At 63.5% G+C, this 20,956-nt stretch carries 16 protein-coding genes; 13 read left to right on the top strand and 3 right to left on the bottom strand.

The genetic code is table 11. The features are described 5' to 3' along the window. Window positions 1-12 precede the first annotated feature (12 nt). The 5 genes from HU144_RS18280 (at window position 13) to HU144_RS18260 (ending at window position 5,683) form a co-directional block, all read left to right on the top strand. The gene (locus HU144_RS18280; protein WP_235352504.1) at window positions 13-1,536 is read left to right on the top strand and encodes a transposase; all 1,524 of its coding nucleotides are present in this window, start codon (window positions 13-15) and stop codon (window positions 1,534-1,536) included. 94 nt (window positions 1,537-1,630) lie between these two features. Beyond that, window positions 1,631-2,242: a uridine kinase gene (gene udk, locus HU144_RS18275; protein ID WP_235352503.1), complete on the top strand. Its 612-nt coding sequence runs from the start codon at window positions 1,631-1,633 to the stop codon at window positions 2,240-2,242. A gap of 53 nt (window positions 2,243-2,295) precedes the next feature. After that, window positions 2,296-3,957 carry an HNH endonuclease gene (locus HU144_RS18270; protein WP_235352502.1) on the top strand — a complete coding sequence of 554 codons (1,662 nt, stop codon included), beginning with the start codon at window positions 2,296-2,298 and terminating at the stop codon, window positions 3,955-3,957. 62 nt (window positions 3,958-4,019) lie between these two features. Continuing rightward, complete coding sequence (locus tag HU144_RS18265) at window positions 4,020-4,538, top strand: hypothetical protein (RefSeq protein ID WP_235352501.1); 519 nt, start codon at window positions 4,020-4,022, stop codon at window positions 4,536-4,538. Window positions 4,539-4,702: 164 nt separating this feature from the next. After that, a complete protein-coding gene (locus HU144_RS18260) occupies window positions 4,703-5,683 on the top strand; it encodes a hypothetical protein (protein WP_235352500.1) in 981 nt (326 codons plus the stop codon). Window positions 5,684-5,763: 80 nt separating this feature from the next. Here HU144_RS18260 and HU144_RS18255 read toward each other — a convergent pair whose 3' ends face one another. Both HU144_RS18255 and HU144_RS18250 read right to left on the bottom strand, forming a co-directional pair. Further along, window positions 5,764-7,665 (bottom strand): FAD-binding monooxygenase, encoded by a 1,902-nt coding sequence (locus HU144_RS18255; RefSeq protein WP_235352499.1) that lies wholly within the window; start codon window positions 7,663-7,665, stop codon window positions 5,764-5,766. A 76-nt stretch (window positions 7,666-7,741) separates the two neighbouring features. Beyond that, a complete protein-coding gene (locus HU144_RS18250; protein ID WP_235352498.1) occupies window positions 7,742-9,085 on the bottom strand; it encodes an MFS transporter in 1,344 nt (447 codons plus the stop codon). Between the two features lie 166 nt (window positions 9,086-9,251). Here HU144_RS18250 and HU144_RS18245 point away from each other — a divergent pair, with 166 nt between their 5' ends. Genes HU144_RS18245 through HU144_RS18220 form a run of 6 tightly spaced genes read left to right on the top strand, consistent with a single transcriptional unit; the run spans window position 9,252 to window position 15,667 of the window. Continuing rightward, window positions 9,252-10,736 carry a fumarylacetoacetate hydrolase family protein gene (locus HU144_RS18245; RefSeq protein ID WP_235352497.1) on the top strand — a complete coding sequence of 495 codons (1,485 nt, stop codon included), beginning with the start codon at window positions 9,252-9,254 and terminating at the stop codon, window positions 10,734-10,736. After that, window positions 10,733-11,470, top strand: coding sequence for a GntR family transcriptional regulator (locus HU144_RS18240; RefSeq protein WP_198398042.1), 738 nt, complete (start codon window positions 10,733-10,735; stop codon window positions 11,468-11,470). Before HU144_RS18245 ends, HU144_RS18240 begins: the two co-directional genes overlap by 4 nt. Further along, window positions 11,467-12,972: a 5-carboxymethyl-2-hydroxymuconate semialdehyde dehydrogenase gene (gene hpaE / locus HU144_RS18235; RefSeq protein WP_235352496.1), complete on the top strand. Its 1,506-nt coding sequence runs from the start codon at window positions 11,467-11,469 to the stop codon at window positions 12,970-12,972. Before HU144_RS18240 ends, hpaE begins: the two co-directional genes overlap by 4 nt. An 11-nt stretch (window positions 12,973-12,983) precedes the next feature. Further along, the gene (gene hpaD / locus HU144_RS18230; RefSeq protein ID WP_198398040.1) at window positions 12,984-14,096 is read left to right on the top strand and encodes a 3,4-dihydroxyphenylacetate 2,3-dioxygenase; all 1,113 of its coding nucleotides are present in this window, start codon (window positions 12,984-12,986) and stop codon (window positions 14,094-14,096) included. Between the two features lie 12 nt (window positions 14,097-14,108). Next, complete coding sequence (locus HU144_RS18225; protein ID WP_235352495.1) at window positions 14,109-14,894, top strand: fumarylacetoacetate hydrolase family protein; 786 nt, start codon at window positions 14,109-14,111, stop codon at window positions 14,892-14,894. Beyond that, entirely contained in the window at window positions 14,879-15,667 is a 789-nt protein-coding gene (locus HU144_RS18220) for an HpcH/HpaI aldolase family protein (protein ID WP_235352494.1), read from the top strand. The genes HU144_RS18225 and HU144_RS18220 overlap by 16 nt, the downstream gene beginning before the upstream one ends. A 96-nt stretch (window positions 15,668-15,763) precedes the next feature. Here HU144_RS18220 and HU144_RS18215 read toward each other — a convergent pair whose 3' ends face one another. Further along, window positions 15,764-17,701: a hypothetical protein gene (locus tag HU144_RS18215; RefSeq protein ID WP_235352493.1), complete on the bottom strand. Its 1,938-nt coding sequence runs from the start codon at window positions 17,699-17,701 to the stop codon at window positions 15,764-15,766. Between the two features lie 383 nt (window positions 17,702-18,084). On the opposite strand from HU144_RS18215, the gene HU144_RS18210 reads away from it, so the two are divergent. Together HU144_RS18210 and HU144_RS18205 are read left to right on the top strand one after the other, a co-directional pair. After that, window positions 18,085-19,746 (top strand): PrsW family intramembrane metalloprotease, encoded by a 1,662-nt coding sequence (locus tag HU144_RS18210; protein WP_268825976.1) that lies wholly within the window; start codon window positions 18,085-18,087, stop codon window positions 19,744-19,746. A gap of 8 nt (window positions 19,747-19,754) precedes the next feature. Continuing rightward, window positions 19,755-20,942: a MarP family serine protease gene (locus HU144_RS18205; protein WP_235352733.1), complete on the top strand. Its 1,188-nt coding sequence runs from the start codon at window positions 19,755-19,757 to the stop codon at window positions 20,940-20,942. Window positions 20,943-20,956 lie beyond the last annotated feature (14 nt).

Below are 20,956 nucleotides of genomic sequence, written 5' to 3'. Positions count from 1 at the left end.
TAGAATAGCGTGATGTATTCCTCAGAAATGCGTCGTGACGCCGTTGCCAGGACGGCCTCGTCCTCCATCGCCGAGGTGGCAGCTGAGTTGGACGTCTCACCGTCGAGTCTGCGTCGGTGGATGGTGAGATCCGATCTCGAGGATCGTCCCCGAAGTGGCCGTCCGCAGATCCAGAGCACGGCCGATCAGGTGGTGGAAGCTCTCGTGAGCACGGCAGGGGCGAGGATCTCTGGGAAGGACTATTCGACCCGGGCGCTGGCTGATGCCACTGGCCTGAGCCAGAGCATCGTATCTCGTGCGATGAGGGGCATGACAGTGCCGCGGGATCAGGTGCGCGGTGGCGATGAGATCACTGCCGTAGCGGGAGGATTCCCCCTGGTCATCATCGGTATACGCGTTGCCGATCAACGAGCTGAACGCACGAGCGCAGTCTCAGCGCGGCGGGTTCAGCGCCGCATCGCCGGCATCGTGGCCGGTCTGCGTTCGGCAGGGGTCCAGCATTGGCCGCAGCGATTCGACAGCGAGCATCGCCAGACCGATGCAGCGGTGATGCTCGAGCTGCTTCAGGCAGGGAGCGACCGGGAGCGCTTCGTCGTCTTCGATCCTCATGGAGAGACGAACGATACGGCAGAGAGCGCGAACATCGCGGTCCACCGTGAGTTCGCAGAGTTCCTCGACGCCGTCAAATCCGCTCTCGCCACTTGCCGCGATATTCCCGGGTCTCTGCTCGACATGCTCGCCGTTCGCGTGCGGCATGGTTTCGAAGGCGTGATGTGGCGGCAATCGAGTCAAGCAGACCCCCGGAGAAGTTCCAACAATTCTGACTCAATGGAGATCTCTTCGTGGCTGCCGAAGGAGACGCGATCCATCACCGAGCATCTGGCGATCGCGCTGCGTGAGGAGATCATCGACTCCGGTTATGAGCCCGGAGACAGAATCAACCCGCGCCTCCTGTCACGCCGTATGCAGGTGCCCCGTTCCTCGGTGGACGCCGCACTCCGGCGCATGGTCGATGACAAGCTGCTTGACGGCTCACGTGGTGGCTCGAGAATTCCTCTGATCACGACCCTCGACGTTCTCGACCTCTATGCCGGGCGTATGGCGGTGGGGGAGGTTCTGCTGCGGTCTCTGGCGCTTCGGCCGAAGCGCTACTTCGTGCCTGTGCAGCTGGCGCTGCGGCAGGTGGAGGCATCGGCGGCGACGAAGAGCGGCATCGACGTCGAGGACGCAGACCTCCATTTCCAGCAGGAACTGGCCCGAGCGTCCGGACTGCGGCAGAGCGCTCGCGCCTTCGAAGCCCTGACGCTGCGTCTGCGTCTGTTCATCTCTGTCCTGCAGCTCGACTACTCACCGGCCAGCGATCGCATCCTCATAGACGACCGTGCCATCTTCAAGGCGCTGTCGCTGGGGGATGCCGACACCGCTGTGAGCGCCTGGCGGGGCAAGGTCGACAACGCGGTCAGGCACATGGCCGGACTTTTTGCTCGCCGCCGGTTCGACCAGGACCTCTGGGCACAGCTCACCCGGCGGCGTTGAACGGCCCCGCCGGACAACCTCGGCGAGGGTGACTGGTATAAATTTGGGGAAAGTCAGTGCTTGAGTCCGCACAGCCGAAAGGGATAGTTGAACCGTGGAGACCTTGATTGTAGGCGTGGCCGGCGGCACCGGCAGCGGAAAGACGACCTTGACCCAGGCGCTGCTGGACAAGTGCGCGGGACCACCCTCGGTGCTCTTTCACGACAACTACTATCGGCGGCGAGACGAACTGACGTACGAAGAACGGGAGAAGGTCAACTACGACGATCTCGACGCCTTCGACAACGACCTCTTCGTCGAGCACCTGCGCGCACTGCGGTCCTCACAGTCGGTCGAGAGCCCGGTCTATGACTTCTCGATCCACAATCGCAGCGATCGCACGACTCTGGTCGAACCATCGCCGGTGATCATCGTCGAGGGAATCCTCATCTTCGCAGAGCCCCGGATCTGCGAACTGCTGGACATCAAACTCTTCGTCGACACGGACGCCGATGTTCGTCTGCTGCGGCGGATCAAACGTGACGTCGTCGAACGAGGCCGAACCCTGCAGTCGGTCGAGGACCAGTATCTGGGAACCGTGAAGCCGATGCATGAACTCTACGTCGAGCCCTCGAAGCGCAATGCGGACATCATCATCCCTGATGGCGGGCACAATATCGTGGCCATGGACATGGTGCTCAATCGGATTCAGAGGGACGTCGGCTAGTATCCCGATCGGTTGGGAAATCTCGTGTCAGCAGCGACTTGTAGTGTACTGACATGAACGCGAGCATCGTTGTGGAGACGCCACCGGCGGATCATGATCTCATCGCGGAGATCGACGGCTTCGCCTCTATCCTGCGCGGCGCCGCGTCTGCGGTGACCGAGTCTGCTGCGCTCGCTCGGATCGGTGCACTTGAGTCCCTCAAAGCAACGATTGCTTCCGTGCAGTCGGCCGAAGCGGTGGCTTTCGAGGTGCTGCGTCGGCGTCGAGATGCGCTCAACCAGGTCCCGGACCGCGACTGCGGTATCCACGCTGCCGAGGAGATCGCCTTGGCGAAGAGAGTCTCACCAGGCAGCGGCCGGAGGTTCCTCTCCGCTTCGCGTGCAATCGTCGGCGAATTGCCGAACACATTCAAGGCACTGTCCTCGGGTGAGATCTCCGAGGACAAGGCACGCATCATGGTCGACGAGACCGCATGCCTGCCTTCCGCCGACCGACGCAAGGTCGACACTCGAATGAAATCGAGTATGGGGCCATCGGGTCTGCGGAGTCTGCGGACCGAAGCACGAGCCCTGGCAGAGGAGATGAACGACGAAGCCGCTGCCGAACGGGCGAAGAGGGCAACAGCCAATCGGCGTGTGACGATGACCCCGCTCGACGACGGGACGGGACGGGTCTCTGCGATTCTGCCCATCCAACAGGCAGTCGCGGTGTACGAAGGACTGCGCGAGGCGACAGATTCAGCCCTGGCGGCCGGAACGGCGAAAGGTCGCAGGCACAATCAGCTCATGGCCGACACCCTCGTCGAGCGGCTCACCGGTCAGGCAGGCGCCGAGGCTGTGCCGACCGAAGTCCACCTGGTCGTCGAGGCGGAATCCCTGTTCTCCGACGGCATGGTTCCCGCGTGGCTGCCCGGATTCGGCCCCCTGCCAGCCAAGACGGCCCGCAGCTTCATCGCCGCAAACGAGGCGGAGGTATTCATCCGCCGCATGTTCTCACAGGTCACCGATGGCCAACTGGTGGGCATGGAATCACGCTCGCGGTCCTTCACCGGATTGCTCAGGCAGATGGTCGTCTACCGCGATGACGTGTGCCGGACGCCGTGGTGTGATGCCAGGATCAAGCACGCCGATCACTCCGAGGGATATGCATCCGGGGGAGCGACCTCGTGGGAGAACGGCTCGGGCCTGTGCGCAGCCTGCAACTATGCCAAGGAACACCCGGGGTGGAAGCACGAGGCCACGGCTCGGGGGCTGAAGGTCACCACACCGAGCGGACTCGACTACGAAGCGGCAACACCTCCGTTCGTGAGACGAATGAGATACCCACGACCCGGTACAGCACCACCGGATGCGAACGCCGCCGACGGTTGGCGGCTGCAACTCGCCGGGCTGCTCGAACCGCAGAGAGACCCACCTGACGCCGATCCGGAGTCGGGCGACGTCGGCGGGCGCGAGGCGGAGCTGCCGTTCCTTCCGATCTCGGCCTCGGAGGCCAGGAAGTTCGTGGAAGCGGCGCCTGCGGGGGAGAGCACCGATTGCGAGATCGCCGAGGTGGTCGATCCTCTGCGCCTTCCACCGGCAGTGAGTCTTCGCTACCGTCCCCGGTCCCGTAGACCTGGCCGAACTCGGTCGTCTGGCCGGCGGCGTGTGCCAGAGTCTTCGACGGGAAGCACAATTGAGGAGACTCTGCGCTCGGGGATGCTCGACACCGGGTGACGTGCTGAGACTGCAACAAATCCGACACGGCTGACACCACGATCCGCCGCAGGATACTGAGTATGAATGTTGACGACGGCAGTTCTCACGGACCCTCCGCCCCAACAGCGCGCCTCCGCCGGATTGCGGCTCTCCTGCCGCTGGTAACTGTCGCCGCGTGGGTGATCACGATCTTCGTGCCCATCCTCGACAGCGGAAACGATGACGGGCCGAGGATCAGGATCACGTCGATGGGGGAGAACCCGTTTGATCCGGCGACTGCTGTTCCAGGATTCTTCGCAGTCTGGCTGTTGGTGGTCGTCTTCTCGATTCTGCCTCTGGTCTTCGGAATCTCCCGCTGGTGGTCCGGTGCAGCGATGGTCGTCGCCGCGCTCCTCATCGTCGTTCTCGTGATCGCCGCTCTCAACCCGCCGTCTCTGTTGTGGGACGGTCAGACTGCTGATGGAATGCCGACGGGCGGCATGGAAGTCGCACTCCCTGACTTCGGCTTCTTCGTGTGCTTGGTGGGGGCTTTGGCGCTTGGTGCAGCGGGGAGCGCCGGATCGTCTGCTGGCAGATCTCGTCCGATGCGGCAGCCATGAGTGCGCGCAAGACCACAATGAGGCGTCCACGCCACCGACCACATAGGCAGCGCCTGCGATTCGCTGCGAGGCTGTTGCCGATTCTGGCGCTGTGCGCGTGGGTGATCACACTGTGGGTGCCGGTTCTCGACAGTTCGCTCAACAGTCTGCACACCAGAGGGTCCATGAGAATTGTCGTCACCTCGTTGGGTGATGTCTCCCGCGGCCTGAGCGATCTCGATCCCGAATTCGTCATCATCTGGTGCTGTCTGCTCGCCTGTGTGATCTCGGCATGGCTCGTCGACCGTTTGCTGATGTGGGCCTGGGTCACGGTCTGTCTCGGCATCGCTGTCCTAGCGTCGCTGATCAACATGGTGGCCGAGCCTCCGTCGCTGATGTGGGACGGTCAGGACGAGAGCGGGAGGTGGATCGGCGGCATGGAAGTGGCCTCTCCCGCGGCGGGGGCTGCATTGTGGGCAATCGGGAGTATGGCTCTGATCGCTGCGGGGATCTGCGGCCTCATCGGTGAACGTCAGCAGTCGCCTGATCGTTTCCGCCCACGCATCCGCCGCTGGCTTGTCGTCAGCAGCCCCATCAGCCCCATCAGCCCCATCAGCCTCATCAGCCCAATTAGCCCCAGCAGCCCCATCAGCCCCAGCAACCCTGGCCGGTTCGTCGTCCGCCAGCATCGAACCCTGGCCGGCAGCGCTGCGCGTCTGCTGCCGCTGCTGAGTATGGCCGCGTGGATCGTCATGATCTGGGTGCCGATCATGGAGAACACGGCATCGGACGTCAAGGGTGTCACACTCACGTCTCTGGGCCTCAACACAACCGACCTCGTGGATATGAGCCCCGGCATCCTGCTTGCGTGGTCTGCGGTCATCCTCTGCGCGGCAACAGGTCTGACCATGGATCCACCTGCTTGGTGGTCAGCGGTCGTCGTGGCCTTCGGCGTGGGCCTGTACCTCATGCTGGACTGGATCCTGGCGAATCCGCCGTCTGTCCGGTGGAGAGGCGAAACGTCGTCCGGAGAATCGGTCAATGCCACCGTCTCCGGCTTTCCGGCGGCGGGAGTGAATTTTTGGGCTTTGGGGAGCTTCATGCTGATCGCAGCCGGCATCAGCGGATTCATTGCCCAACGACAACGCCGACGCCTCTTCAGATGAGGAATGCCCTCACTGCAGAGACGTCGGCGTCAGTGGATCCTACGAGTCACTTGATCCTATGAGTCGCTGGATCCGACACGTCACTGTTCGGAGACGAACACTCCGTCGAAGAAGCTGCCGATCTCGTCATGGGCATCCAACGGGAAGATGCCCGATACGTACTGATCGGGACGGACCACGACCACGGCACCGTCACGGCTGATGCCGCGCACGTCGAAGATGTCTTCATCGGGCAGCGTCGCGTAGATCTTCTCCACATACTCAAGGCTGAACTCGCCCACATGCGGGCGGAAGACCGTCGGCACATCGGGGAAGGAGAACTCCGTGTGTCCCTGCTGGTAGATGACGCTGAGCTCGAGGAGGCTGTCGAGGTCCTCGCCTGCACGACGGAATCTGACCAACGGCGAGGCCGGATCCGCGTTGAGCCAGTCGGCCAACTGGGTGACCTTGGACGAGGCGTTGTTACCCGGTACCGGCGCATCGGCGAAGACATAGACGCGCCAGCGGCCGTCGGCCCGCGCCCGATGGCCGAGGTGGATGTAGTTGGCGTCGCAGTTGCGCTGGACTCGAGCAGACTTGAACCTCTTGCCCACGGGGAAACCGGTGGCCAGCTCCTGGTGCTCGGTGGACGCGGTGATCATCGACTCGGTGTACTCGGTCATGAACCCGGCCGGGAACTCAGCGGTCTTGACGTAGAAGTCCTGCAGGTAAGTCTCGTCCGGCAGATCCTCCTGGGGAGTGGCCATCAGTGTCGACCATTCTTTGTCGAAGTCGATGAGGTTCTTCGCCGTGACCTGACGCTCGGCGGAATAGGTCCGCAGCAGCTCCTGTGAGGATCGTCCTGACAGCACCTGGCCGAGCTTCCACGAGATGTTGAACCCGTCCTGGATCGACACGTTCATGCCCTGACCGGCCTTCGCCGAGTGTGTGTGGCAGGCGTCGCCGGTGATGAACACGCGTGGACACGGTGATCCGGGAGTGGTGTCGTCGGTGTCGTCGAAGGCATCGGTGAGACGGTGCCCGACCTCATAGACACTGTGCCAGGCGACGTTCTTCACGTCGATGCTGTAGGGCTTGATGATGGCGTTCGCGCGATCGATGATCTCGTCGACGCTCGTCTGCCGCACCTTACGTGCATCGTCCTCTGGGACCTCGCCGAGGTCGACGTACATGCGGAACAGGTGCCCGCCCTCGCGGGGGATGTGAAGGATGTTGCCATGTTTGGAGGAGATGGCGCACTTAGTGCGGATATCGGGGAAGTCGGAGTTGGCGAGCACGTCCATGACGCCCCAGGCATGATTGGCCTGGTCGCCGGTCATCGTGCGACCGATCGACCGGCGTACGCCCGAGCGGGCTCCGTCGCAGCCGACGACATAACCGGCGCGGATCGTGCGCTCTTCGCCTGCGCGCGCTCCTGCGGTATAGCGAACGGTCACCGTCACCGGGTGTTCGGAATCGGCGTCACCGTCGACCCTCAGATCGACGAACTCGATGCCGTAGTCGGGCTCGACGCGTCCAGGGGACTGCTTGGCGAACTGAGCGAAGTAGTCGAGGACGCGAGCCTGGTTGACGATGAGGTGCGGGAACTCGCTGATTCCGGTCTCATCGTCCTTCGGCCGTCCCGTTCGGATGATGTGCTCGGGATTCTCCGGGTCCGGGTTCCAGAAGGACATGTCGATGATGTGATAACCCTCGCGGATGATCTCCTCGGCGAATCCGAACGCCTGGAAGGTCTCGACAGATCGGGCCTGGATGCCATCGGCCTGACCGATGACCAGTCGTGAGTCCCGCTTCTCGATCAGCCGGGTGTTGACCTCGGGATACTGAGACAGCTGTGCCGCCGCGACCATGCCCGCCGGGCCGCTGCCGACGATGAGGACATCGACCTCATCGGGCAGGTCCTGTGGACGATCGATTCCGTAACCTGCTGCAGCTTCGATCCGCGGGTCTGCGGACACATAGCCGTGCTGGTGAAAATGCATGTCAACCTCCGGTTCATCACACGTCTTCGTGACTTTCCCATATTAGCAGTTCATATACGATCTTGTGTTACTCAGGTCATCTTGAGCCAATGCCTATGATCGGGCTCACTGACTGCTCCTCCTCGTGGTCGGGGCCCAGGGGGATGCGCGAGCGGTCGCGTAGGACCAGCGTGGCGATAAGCGCGATCGCCGTCATGATGGCCAGATAGATGGCCACCGAGGTGGTCGTGCCGGTCGACGAGACCAGTGCCTTCGCGATCGTGGGAGCAAAGGCTCCGCCCAGGATCGACCCGATCGCATAGGAGACCGAGACGCCGGAGAACCGCACGCTGGAGGGGAAGATCTCGGCATACATCGCCGGCTGCTGTCCGTAGGTGAATCCGAGCCCGACGGTCAATATGACCAGCCCCAGGAAGAGCATCCAGATGCTGCCGGTGTTGACCAGCGGGAAGAGTGAGAAGATGCCGATCAGCAGGAGCATCCAGCCCAGCAGATAGGTGTTCTTGCGACCGATCTTGTCTGAGACGGAGCCGGCGATGATCGTGAAGATCAGCCATGACACCGCCGAGGCGGAGACGGCCCAGAGCACGGGACCGCGATCGAGTCCGACCGGTCCGGTTGGGTCCGTGGCGTAGTTCTGGATGTAGCCGCCGGTGGTCATGTAGCCGGCCGCATTATTGCCGACGAAGACCAGCGAGGCCAGGATGACGAGCAGCCAGTGGCTCTTGAACAGCTTGCCCAGCGGATTGGCGACCTGCTCCTTACGCTCGGCGATCTCGTGGAAGACAGGGGACTCTTCGACGCCGCGGCGGATCCAGTAGCCCACGGCGACGAGCAGGATCGAGAGGAAGAACGGCACCCGCCAGCCCCACTCGAGGAAGGCTTCGCCCGGGGCGATCGCGGTCATGAGTGCGAGCACGCCCGAGGAGAGGATGAGTCCGATGGAGACACCGATCTGCGGGAAGGATCCGCGCAGTCCGCGATGTTTGGGCTCCGCGTGCTCGACGGCCAGAAGAACCGCTCCGCCCCACTCGCCGCCGGCTGAGATGCCCTGGATGATGCGCAGGACGATGAGGAGGATGGGTGCCGCGATGCCGATCGAATCGTGGGTCGGCAGGAAGCCGATCAGAGCGGTGGCGGCACCCATGGCGATGAGCGTGATGATGAGGACGACCCGTCGCCCCAACTTGTCGCCGTAGTGTCCGGCCAGGAAAGCGCCCAGGGGTCGGAACAGGAAGCTGATGCCGACGGTGGCGAAGGCGACCATGGTCGACAGCGTCGAACCCAGCGGGCCGAAGAACAGCTCGTTGAAGATCAGCCCTGAGGCTGCCGCATAGAGGAAGTAGTCGTACCACTCGATGCTGGTACCGACGACGGTCGCGAATGCCACCCGACCTTGGGTGTGCTTTTTACTCACCATGACTCCTGTGTCGCTTTGAGGCTGCTGCGTTAGTGCCGCTGTCCCATGGGATCGCAGCTATCGGAACGCTGACGTGACCTCAGTCATGTGACGCGGACTACTTGTCCTCCGGAACCGTATCATATACGATCTGGGTGAAAGCCAATCGAAATGAGGTGCGAGATCGATGTCGACTCCAGCTGGTATTCCAGTCCGACCGGGCAAAATCATTGCCGTCCATGTGGCCTACGAGTCACGCTCAGCCCAGCGCGGAAAACGGCCCTCCCAGCCGTCCTATTTCCTCAAGGCCACCAGCTCTCTTGCCGCATCGGGTGAGACGATCGAACGTCCCGCCGGAACATCGCTGCTCGCCTTCGAAGGGGAGATCGCAATCGTCATCGGCACCGCAGCCCACTGCGTGAGCCAGTCGGAGGCCTGGACCTTCGTCGAAGGAGTGACCGCGTCCAACGACTTCGGCCTCTACGACATCAAGTCTCCCGACAAGGGCTCGAATCTGCGGTCGAAGAGCCGCGACGGCTACACGCCGGTGGGTCCCAACATCATCCCCGCCGCCGAGGCGGACCCGCAGTCCCTGCGCATCCGCACCTGGGTCAACGGCGAGGTCAAGCAGGACGATGGCACAAGTGCCGCCCAGCTGATCTTCCCCCTGACCCAGATCATCGCCGATCTCAGCCAGCACATGACCCTGGAGCCCGGTGACGTCATCCTCACCGGAACTCCCGCAGGATCAACTGTCGTGGCCCCCGGGGACACGGTCGAGGTCGAGGTCAGCACCACCTCGGCGAGCACCGGATCAGAGCTCAGCTCGGGCCGCCTCGTCACGAACGTCGTCGAGGGGCCGGGCGCATTCGACCCGAACCTCGGCAGCACCCCGGCCGTGACCGAAGCCCTGCAGGCCGACGCCTGGGGATCACGTGAGGAAGCAGGTCTGGCACCGGAAGAGGCAGCCAGCACTGGCCCGCTCAGCGAGGAGCTCCGCGCGAAACTGACTGAAGCACCCACTGCGGGCCTGTCCGCCCAGCTGCGTGCACGCGGGCTCAACAACGTGGTCATCGAAGGCGTCTCGCCCCTGGTGCCCGGCAGCAAGGTCGTGGGCACCGCGAAGACATTGCGCTTCGTGCCCAACCGCGAGGACCTGTTCAAATCGCACGGCGGCGGATACAACGCCCAGAAGCGGGCCTTCGACTCTCTGCAGTCCGGCGAGGTCGTCGTCATCGAAGCACGTGGTGAATCCGGCTCAGGAACCCTCGGCGACGTGCTCGCGCTGCGGGCCAAGGCTCAGGGCGCGACAGGCGTCATCACCGACGGGGGAGTCCGCGACTCCGCCGAGGTGGCCGGGATCCTCCCCGTGTTCTCAACGTCGAAGAACCCCGCCGTACTCGGCCGCAAGCACGTCCCGTGGGAATCCGACGTGGCCGTGGCCTGCGGAAACGCCACAGTGTTGCCCGGTGACGTGATCGTCGGAGACGACGACGGAGTCATCGTCATCCCACGCGATCTCGTTGAGGAAGTCGTCGATTCTGCGCTGACGAAGGAGATCGAAGACGGATGGGTGGCCGAACAGGTCGCAGCCGGCAATCCGATCGAGTCGCTGTTCCCGCCCAAGGGCGAATGGAAAGAGAAGTTCGACGCCTGGAAGGCCTCACGATGACAACCGCTGACGCCGTCGACGCACCGGCGGAGCCGAGCTCACTGAGCAAGGCGGAGACGGCCTACCGCTGGATCCGAAAGTGCATCGCGGATCAGACCTTCGAACCCGGGCACAAACTGGTGCTGGCTCAGATCGCTCTCGAGCTCGATACCTCCGTCGTTCCGGTCAGGGAGGCCATCCGCCGCCTCGAGGCCGATGGGCTCGTGACCTTCGAACGCAATGTCGGTGCCCGGGTCGCCATGGTCGACCAGAGCTCCTACGCTCAGTCGATGGAGGCCGTGGCGATCCTCGAGGGAGCCGCGACCGCGCAGGCTCTTGAATTCCTGGACGAGCACGATCTCGCCGAGGCGGATGCGATCAATGAGCGCATGCGTGACCTGCTCGCCGACTTCGATCCCACCGAGTTCACCCGCCTCAACCACGAATTCCATGCGGCACTGTTTCGACGGTGCCCGAACGAACGACTGCACACCCTGGTCGCCGTCGAATGGGACCGTCTGGCGCACCTGCGGAACTCGACCTTCTCCTTCGTGCCCGAACGGGCACGGGGTTCGGTCGACGAGCACTCGAGGATCGTCGCTCTCATCCGGGCCCGCGCCTCGGCGGAGGAGATCGAGCGAGTCGTGAGGAATCACCGCTCAACGACCCTGGCCAGCTACCAGGAAGCCCAAGCCAAAGCCCCCGATACCCCTGCAAGCACAGGAATCATCGACAGAGAAGAGGACAAGTCATGACCGAGTCCACTGCAACTCCGGCGAACCTGCCGGAGAAGATCCGTCACTACATCAACGGCGAGTTCGTCGATTCGATCGACGGCGAGGAATTCGACGTCATCAACCCGGTGACCAACGAGCCCTACATCAAGGCCGCATCAGGTAAGAAGGCCGACATCGACGCAGCCGTCGCCTCGGCGAAGCAGGCCTTCGACGAAGGTCCGTGGCCTTCGATGCTCCCACGTGAGCGTGCCCGCGTGCTCAACAAGATCGCCGACATCGCCGAGACCCGCAGCCAGGAACTCGCCGAGATGGAGTCCTTCGACTCCGGTCTGCCGATCACCCAGGCCAAGGGACAGGCCAACCGCGCCGCGGAGAACTTCCGCTTCTTCGCCGATCTCATCGTCGCCCAGGTTGACGATGCGTTCAAGGTTCCCGGACGTCAGGCCAACTATGTCAACCGCAAGCCCATCGGCGTCGCCGGGCTCATCACCCCGTGGAACACGCCGTTTATGCTCGAGTCCTGGAAGTTGGCTCCGGCCATCGCGACCGGGAACGCCGTCGTGCTCAAGCCCGCAGAATTCACCCCGCTCTCAGCTTCGCTGTGGCCGGGCATCTTCGAAGAGGCCGGACTGCCCAAGGGCGTGTTCAATATGGTCAACGGCTTCGGCGAAGAGGGCTTCGCCGGAGACTCCCTCGTCAAGCATCCCGACGTTCCGCTCATCTCCTTCACCGGTGAGTCGAGCACGGGTCAGACGATCTTCGCCAACGCCGCTCCCTGGCTCAAGGGCCTGTCGATGGAGCTCGGCGGAAAGTCACCAGCCGTCGTCTTCGCCGATGCTGACCTCGACGCCGCCATCAACGCCACTGTCTTCGGCGTATTCTCCCTCAACGGCGAACGCTGCACCGCCGGCTCGCGCATCCTCGTCGAAGAGTCCGTCTATGACGAGTTCGTCGAGCGCTACGCTGCCCAGGCCAAGCGTGTGAAGGTGGGTCTGCCGTCGGATCCCAGCACCGAGGTGGCCGCACTGGTCCACCCCGAGCACTACGACAAGGTCATGTCCTACGTCGAAATCGGCAAGCAGGAAGCTCGCCTCGTCGCCGGCGGCGGCCGCCCCGAAGGGTTCGATACCGGCAACTTCGTCGAACCGACCGTGTTCGCCGATGTCACCCCGGACGCTCGAATCTTCCAGGAGGAGATCTTCGGACCCGTCGTCGCGATCACACCCTTCAAGTCCGATGAGGAGGCGCTGCAGCTGGCCAACAACACCAAGTACGGTCTGGCCGCCTACATCTGGACCTCCGACCTCAAGCGGGCGCACAACTTCTCACAGGCCGTCGAATCCGGAATGGTGTGGCTGAACTCGAACAACGTCCGCGACCTTCGCACCCCCTTCGGCGGTGTCAAGGCTTCGGGACTCGGACACGAGGGCGGCTACCGGTCGATTGACTTCTACACGGAGCAGCAGTCCGTGCACATCAACCTCGGCGAGGTCCACAATCCAGTCTTCGGGAAGCAGTGAGAGGAAACCACATGTCCCAAACAATCCCAGTCCCATCAGTTCCGGCCCCGGACATTCTGCGGTGCGCCTATATGGAGCTCGTCGTCACCGATCTGAAGAAGTCGCGCGACTTCTACGTCGATGTGCTCGATCTGCAGGTCACCGAGGAAGACGAGAACACCGTCTACCTGCGGTCCATGGAGGAGTTCATCCACCACAACCTGATCCTCCGCCAGGGTCCGATTGCCGCGGTGGCCGCATTCTCCTACCGTGTGCGCAGCCCCGAAGACGTCGACGCCGCCGAGGCGTACTACCGCGAACTCGGCTGCCCGGTTGTGCGGAAGAAGGAGGGATTCGTCGCCGGCATCGGTGATTCGGTGCGCGTCCAGGATCCCCTCGGCTTCCCCTACGAATTCTTCTACGAGGTCGACCACGTCGAACGTCTGGCCTGGCGCTACGACCTCTACTCTCCGGGCGCACTCGTCCGTATCGACCACTTCAACCAGGTCACCCCGGACGTGCCGAAGGCCGTGGACTACATGGAGAACCTGGGCTTCCGTGTCACCGAGGACATCCAGGACTCCGATGGCACCGTCTTCGCTGCATGGATGCGGCGCAAGCCCACCGTGCACGACACCGCGATGACCGGCGGCGACGGACCGCGGATGCACCACGTCGCATTCGCCACGCACGAGAAGCACAACATCCTGGCCATCTGCGACAAGCTCGGCGCGCTGCGCCTGTCCGACGCGATCGAGCGCGGACCGGGCCGCCACGGCGTCTCGAACGCCTTCTACCTCTACCTGCGCGACCCCGACGGTCACCGGATCGAGATCTACACGCAGGACTACTACACCGGCGACCCCGACAACCCACGCGTGACCTGGGACGTCCACGACAACCAGCGCCGTGACTGGTGGGGCAACCCGGTCGTGCCCTCTTGGTACACCGACGCCTCCACGGTCCTCGACCTCGAGGGCAACCCGGTGTCGCTGACTCAGCGCACCGACGACTCCGAAATGGACGTCACTATCGGCGCCGACGGGTTCTCCTATACTCGCCGAGAGGACGCGACGACGAACTTCGGTGAACATTCCGGTGCTGACGACGGAGAAGACGAGTTCAAATTGGGCCACCAGCTCTGAGGAGACGTGCACATGCTCGATGAATCAACGATCGCGGCAATCGCCGACGATCTGGCGCAGGCAGAGAAGGACCGGACGAAGATCGGTCTGCTCACGGCGAAGTTCCCCGACATGACCGTCGAGGACTCCTACGCTGTGCAGAACGAATGGCGTCGCCGCGGCGAAGCATCCGGGCGCAGACTGATCGGTCACAAGATCGGACTGACCTCGAAGCCGATGCAGCAGGCGACGGGGATCAGCGAACCCGACTACGGTGCGATCTTCGCCGACCAGGTCTATGACACCGGTTCGGTCATCGACCACTCGCAGTATTCGGGCGTGCGAGTCGAGGTCGAACTCGCCTTCGTGCTGAAAGACGAGCTGCGCGGGCCAGACATCAGTCTCATCGATGTGCTGCGCGCCACCGAATACGTAGTGCCGGCGCTTGAGGTGCTGTCCTCGCGGATCGAGATGGAAGGCCGCACCATCGTCGACACGATCTCCGACAACGCTGCGTTGGGGGCCATGGTCCTCGGTGGCAATCCGGTGGCCGTCGACGCGGTTGATCTGCGCCGGGTCGGCGCACTGCTGTACCGCAATGAGTCGGTGGAGGACTCCGGCCTCGCCGCCGCCGTCCTCGATCACCCGGCCCGCGGCATCGTGTGGCTGGCGAACAAACTGGCCGAACACGGCGATGTCCTCCAGGCAGACGAAACCGTTCTGGCTGGGTCCTTCACCCGCCCCATGTGGGTCAGCCCGGGCGATACAGTCCACGCCGACTACGGAGATTTGGGAGTCATCACATGTCGTTTCGAGTAGAACTGCCGCAGACCTTCACCCAGCGCGTGACCGAGCTAGGTGACGGAGAATATCTGGCCGGAATGTGGGTCTGCTCCGGCTCGCCTGCAGCTGCAGAGATCGCCGCGGCCTCCGGGATGCAGTGGGTGCTCATCGACGCCGAGCATTCGCCGATCGGCCTGGAGACCACGACCAGTCTGCTGCGTGCCATGAACGGATATCCCGCGACTCCCGTCGTGCGGGTGCCTGTGAACGACCAGGTCCTCATCAAGCAGTACCTCGACCTCGGTACGCAGAACCTGCTCGTGCCGATGATCGATACCCCTGCCGACGCCGAGGCAGCCGTGCGTTCCGTGCACTACCCACCTCGCGGTGTGCGTGGGGTGGGATCGGCACTTGCGAGGGCCTCCCGCTGGAACGCGGTGCCGAACTATCTCGCGCGGGCCGAGGAACTTGTGTCCCTGACCGTGCAGATCGAATCGGCTACGGCGGTGGACAACGCGGCGGAGATCGCTGCGGTCGATGGGATCGATGCGGTGTTCGTCGGACCCTCTGACCTTGCTGCTTCGATGGGTCTGCTCGGGCAGCAGACGCATCCCGATGTCACCGATGCGGTGCTGCGGACCTTCGATGCGGTCAAGGCGGCCGGAAAGCTCGTCGGCGTCAATGCCTTCGATCCCGAACAGGCACGGAAGTACCTCGACGCCGGTGCCTCATTCGTCCTCGTCGGGGCCGGCGTCGGATTGATGATGAATGGCGCTCGCGCCTGGGCCGAGACCTGGGTGCAGGACTGAACGGCTGAACAGCAGCTGACGAGCTGAGCAGCTGAGCAGCGTGGCGGAGGCCCGAAGGACGTGGGTCCTCCGGGCCACCGCTGTTCTCCTTTCTTCTTACTCCTTGCTTCGGCGGCTGCCGGTGATGAGCAGCGCCGTGGCTCCGAGTCCGATGAGGAAGATTCCGGCGCCGATGAGCATTCCGTTGCCAGTGGTTCCCGTCCGCGGCAGCTGTGCCGGTGGGGCTGGCGCTGCAGGCTTGTCAGCGACGGGTTCGACCGGTGGTTCGGCTGGTGGTTCTGGTGGAGCGGGCGCTTCAGGTGGAGCGGGCGCTTCTGGCGGTTCCGGGGCTTCCGGCGGAGCGGGTGGCGTCGTGGGCTCCTCGGGTGGCATCGTCGGAGTCTCTTCGGGCGTCCTGTGCACTGTTTCAGCGGGGATGCCCCAGTCGCTCGTCCACTTCTGGTGCTCGTCAGTGCCCTGGATCGTGGTCACATAGGTGACCCACCCGACCGGCATGTCAACAGCCTCTGAGCTCACGGTTGCCTTTCCCTCTTGGTCTCCGACAACGGTGATGTCCTGGGAATGGAGCTCCGTACCGCTGACTTCCTTCGACTGCTGCGGCTCTGACTCTGAGTGATATGCCGTCATCGTGATCACAGCTTCACCGCCCGGGCGCAGTCCGCTGACCGTGACTTCGTCGTGGACGGCGTTGACCTCAAGTACCGCTTCCGTCTCGGCACTCGGGGTCCAGGGAACGAAGCCTGTCTCCCGCGGCTGACCGTGGGCGCCCTTCCATTCCTTGGTGGACTCGCCACCGGCGATGGTCTCGGTGAAGTACATCCATCCGTGGAAGTCCTTCGGGACTGTGATTTCGTCGGAACGATGCGTGCCGTTGCCGACGTCCTTCGACGTCACCTCTGCAATCACCTCGGCGTCGTCATTCTTCTTACCGGGCTCGGGTGCCGATTCCGTCTTCCACAGTTCATGTTCGACGGTCACCGTATGGTCTCCGACCAGGCCGGATACGGTGAACTTGTCGGTGATCGAATCGCCGGGCTGTGGACTCTGATCAGAGATGTCGGTGGACACACGAGGCTGCGAGGTCAAATCGACCTTCGCCTGAGCAGTGACCTCGACAGGTTCGTCAGGGGTGATGACGCGTTGGACCCGTTTGGTCTTCTGCGGTTCGTAGAGCAGGACAGACTCGGGAGCGAGACTCGCTGAGGCCTTGGCCGTGACTGCGCCCGGAGCGTTGAGTCTGAGGGTGGTGACAACGGGTTTCGCCCCGCTGGTCAGGAATTTCGGTGCGTCCTCGGTTCCGTCGACGTCGAGAGTGATGGGAATACCCGGCACGGCGGTGCCAGAGGCACTGGTCAAGGACACCGAGAGCGTGACTGTATCCGTCGTGGGGAGCTGGGGTCTCAAATGGTCGTCCTTTTCGTCATCGACGCGTTTGAAGTCACCGTCCTCGGGTCCCTGTTTGCCGTACGGCTCAAGCACCGGCATGGCCGCGACGGGAGTCAGGCTGACATCGAGGGTATAGGGGCCCGCGAGCTTCTTCGCCTCGGCGCTGATCTTTGAGAACTGCTTGGCAGCACCCTTGAACTTCTTTCCCAGATCGCCCGGCTCCTGCGGTGGAACCTTGTGATCGTGCGGGATCGCCTCATCCAGGCGCGCCAATGCGCTCAGGGCCGCCTGCACGTCCGCCGATTCGGATCCGGAGTACTCGTGCAGCGCCCACGCGGTCTGCGCGGTGGTGATCTTCTGCGCCTTCGAGGTCGTGAAGTACTTGGGCAGAGGCGACTGCTTGCCGGCATCGATGCAGTAGGCCTGCGTGTCATCGAAGGTTTCGTAGGAGCCGTACCAGGTCTTGCCCTGCGGTGCGTGATGCCAAATGCCCGGACCATAGGTGTCGCTGGCCTTGAGCATCGGCACTTCCCCAAGCGAGGAGGGCGGCCCTTGGGCCATGGCCGGACCGAGCCCGATGAGAGAAGCCAGAGCTAGGACCAGGAAGAAGAGAGCGGAGCGGAGAGTGAAGCGTCTGCGAGTAGTCATACCCTGATTTCACGACGGACGAGTCGAGCCTGACTAGAGCAGAAAATCTGCCTGTGAATTCACCCGGCGCCGTCCACAGGAAAACGAGCATGAGTCGACGGCGATCGCAGCGGGGGTGTGGACAGGCGAACGAGACCCCGCATGGGCATCGTTCCAGGTCACGATGGGTGCCATTGAGAATGGACGGGTAGCGCACGATTTCATGGCCCCTCTCCCTCGCCGAGGTGGTGTCGACAATGGTGATCCGTCCACATAGGAGCGAACTTGAGTGGCCCCCGAAAGTCAGCAACTGTTGCGGTACGGCAACACCGTTTTCGGTCTGACGTCAGCATTGGACCGTAAACTTGGCGAGGCGGTGAATTCCATACCAAGAAGGACGATATATGTCGCATCAGGCGGGCCCCGGCAACGGCCCCGACTCGCAGCAGGACGCGCATCCGGGCAATTCCGTGCCCCCGAGCGCGCAGCCGCCTCGGGTCGCCGACCCCCGGAACCTCAACGTGCCGCCTCAGCAAGGGATGCCGCAGCAGGGGCAAGTGCCGCCCCAGGGACCGCCGATGCAGGGACCGCCGATGCAGGGCCCGCCGCCACAGCAAGTCCCGCCGCCACAGCGCCCGAACAACGATCGGTTTCGGCCGCGACCGCAGCAGCCCGGCCCCGGTTCGCAGGGGCCAGGCTCTCAGCCGCCGCCGCGGCAGATTCCCCAGCCGGGGATGAACTCCGCGCCACAGACCCAAGGTAGCCCCCACCTCGGCGCCCCAATGAACCAGCCGCCGATGCCGGGACGCGTCTACGAACAGGCACGGTTCGCCCCGACCGTGACTCAGGAGATGCGGGTCCGCGCACGCATGCAGGCCCCTCAGCAGGTGGTCTCGGAAACTCCGTGGACCGGTGCCGTGCGCCAGTCCCAGCCGGAGGAGGAGCCCGGGTCGACCGCCAACATCATTCGTCTGGTCATCGCCATCCTTGCTGTGGTCGGGCTATTCGTCGGGCTGTTGGTTCTCGCTCTTCTGGGGGGACTGAGCTTCGGCCTCAGGCTCTTCGCCCTGGTCGCACTGTCGGCGATACCGCTGATCGGAATCATCGCCTATGTGCTCTGGCTCGACCGATGGAAACCGCAGCCGAAGATCATCCTCGGCCTCTGTCTCCTCTGGGGTGCCGTCGCTGCCGTCACCCTCACGCTAGTATTCTCCATCGTCGGCAAGGTCGCACTCTATTTAGCCGGCGTCGGAAGTCTGCCCGATGCCTACGGAGCAGTCGTCGAGGCCCCGGTCGTCGAAGAGACGACGAAGACCGTGCTGCTCGTCGTCATCGTCCTCGCCGCTCGGCGACACTTCGAAGGTCCCCTCGACGGACTCGTCTACGGAGCCCTCATCGGCGCAGGCTTCGCCTTCACCGAAAACGTCCTCTACCTCGGCGGAGCCTGGGAACAGAGCGGCGGGGACCTCCTGGGAACATTCATCCTCCGCTGCCTGTGCTCACCGCTGCTGCACACTGTGTTCTGCACCTGTGCTGGCGTGACCATCGGCTTCGCTGCCCGCAAGTGGAAATGGTGGGCGACTGTCCTGATGTGGCTGCCCGGCCTTCTCGTCGGCATGCTTCTGCACGCCGTCTGGAACGGAACGATGACCGGGTTGGGCCAGATCAACGGCATCGCGTCGATCATCGGTCTCATCGTCCTCAGCTTCATATTCACCACTTGCTGGATTGTGCTCGGGATACTTCTGCGGCGCAGCGAGCGACTCCACACACAGAACATGCTCGGCGACTACGCGAACACGGGATGGATGACTCACTCCGAAGTCGACATGCTCGCAACCTGGAAGGGACGCAAATTCGGCAAGCGCTGGGCCGATTCCTTCCCCGGCGGCAAAGAAGAGATGCGCACCATGATCCGCACCTCCGGAGATCTCTCGACCACGCGCATGCGGCTCCTCGCCGGAGTCGGCGGGCAGAAGGAACGTGACATCGAGAGCTTCCAGCTGAAGAAGTTCGCCTCCGCCCGCGATCGCCTTCTTGCCGCATCGGGAAGCGTGGTGCGCTGAGTCTCGTGATGCTCGTCGACGTCGTCATCATCGTCCTGGGGATCGCTGCGCTCTTCTCCGGGTTCCGCCAGGGTTTCATCATCGGCCTCGCCACCGTCGCCGGCTTCGTGGTCGGCTGGATCGTGGGCAGACTGCTCTCACCCCTGATCGAACGCCTGAGCGAAGGCACGCAGGTCATGGAGAATCCCGGTGTCGTCATCCTCCTCGCATCGATGCCGCTCGTCCTCAGCGTTCTGTTCGCCTTCGCCGGCAACGGGGTCGGCGTGTGGATCAAACGATCCATGGACTCTGAACTCGGGCAGGGCATCGACTCGATCGGCGGCACAGTCACCGCGGGCGTCGTCTACGTCCTCGTCATCTGGCTGGCGGCAGGTTTCATTCGGACCACACCGTGGGTCGAGCCGAACCGATGGGTCGCAGACTCCACGGTGATAGCGGCCGTTGACAAGACGATCCCGTACTCCTCACAGATCGCTCTGGGCGACATCTCCCAGGGTCTCGAGGCCACAGGCTTCCCGCAAGTCTTCTCGGGCCAGACAGAGCAGATCCGCGGCGTCGGAGAACCCGACTCAGCGATGGTCGACGTCGGTCGTGGTGTGGAGGAATCCGTCGTCAAGGTCACGACGACTGCCACCACCTGCCCGACAGGATCCGAGGGCTCGGGATTCGTCTACAGTGACGGACTCATCGCCACCAACGCCCACGTCGTTGCAGGCTCAACTGACCTCGCCGTCCAGGTTGGCGGTAAGGGCAGGCCGTATTCCGCCGAGGTGGTGGAATTCGATTCCGAGGCCGACGTGGCCGTCCTGCGGGTTCCCGAGCTCGATGCTCCCGCCCTCGAATTCGGCAGCGGGTTGGGACCGGGAGATGACTCTGTCGTCGCCGGGTTCCCTCAGAACGGGCCCTATACGATCTCTCCTTCGCGAGTGCGGGAGAAGATCGACGCGCGGGGCCTCGACATCTACGATTCGAGCTCAGTGGTGCGCGAGGTGTATTCGCTGCGTGGAATCGTCCGCGAAGGAAACTCGGGAGGTCCGCTGCTCGACGCGAACGGCGACGTGGTGGGGATGGTCTTCGCCAGGTCCGCCACCGATGACGAGACAGGGTATGCCCTCACGCGAGCGGAGATCAGCGACGAACTGCAAGCAGGAGCACAGAACCGGACTCCGGAGTCGACAGGGCACTGCACCGGCTGAGGAACTATTAGAGA

It is taken from the genome of Brevibacterium sp. UCMA 11752 (assembly GCF_021532235.1).
GTDB lineage: Bacteria > Actinomycetota > Actinomycetes > Actinomycetales > Brevibacteriaceae > Brevibacterium > Brevibacterium antiquum.
The sequence above is the reverse complement of the archived record's forward strand: the minus strand, read 5'-3'. Positions and strand labels throughout refer to the sequence as shown.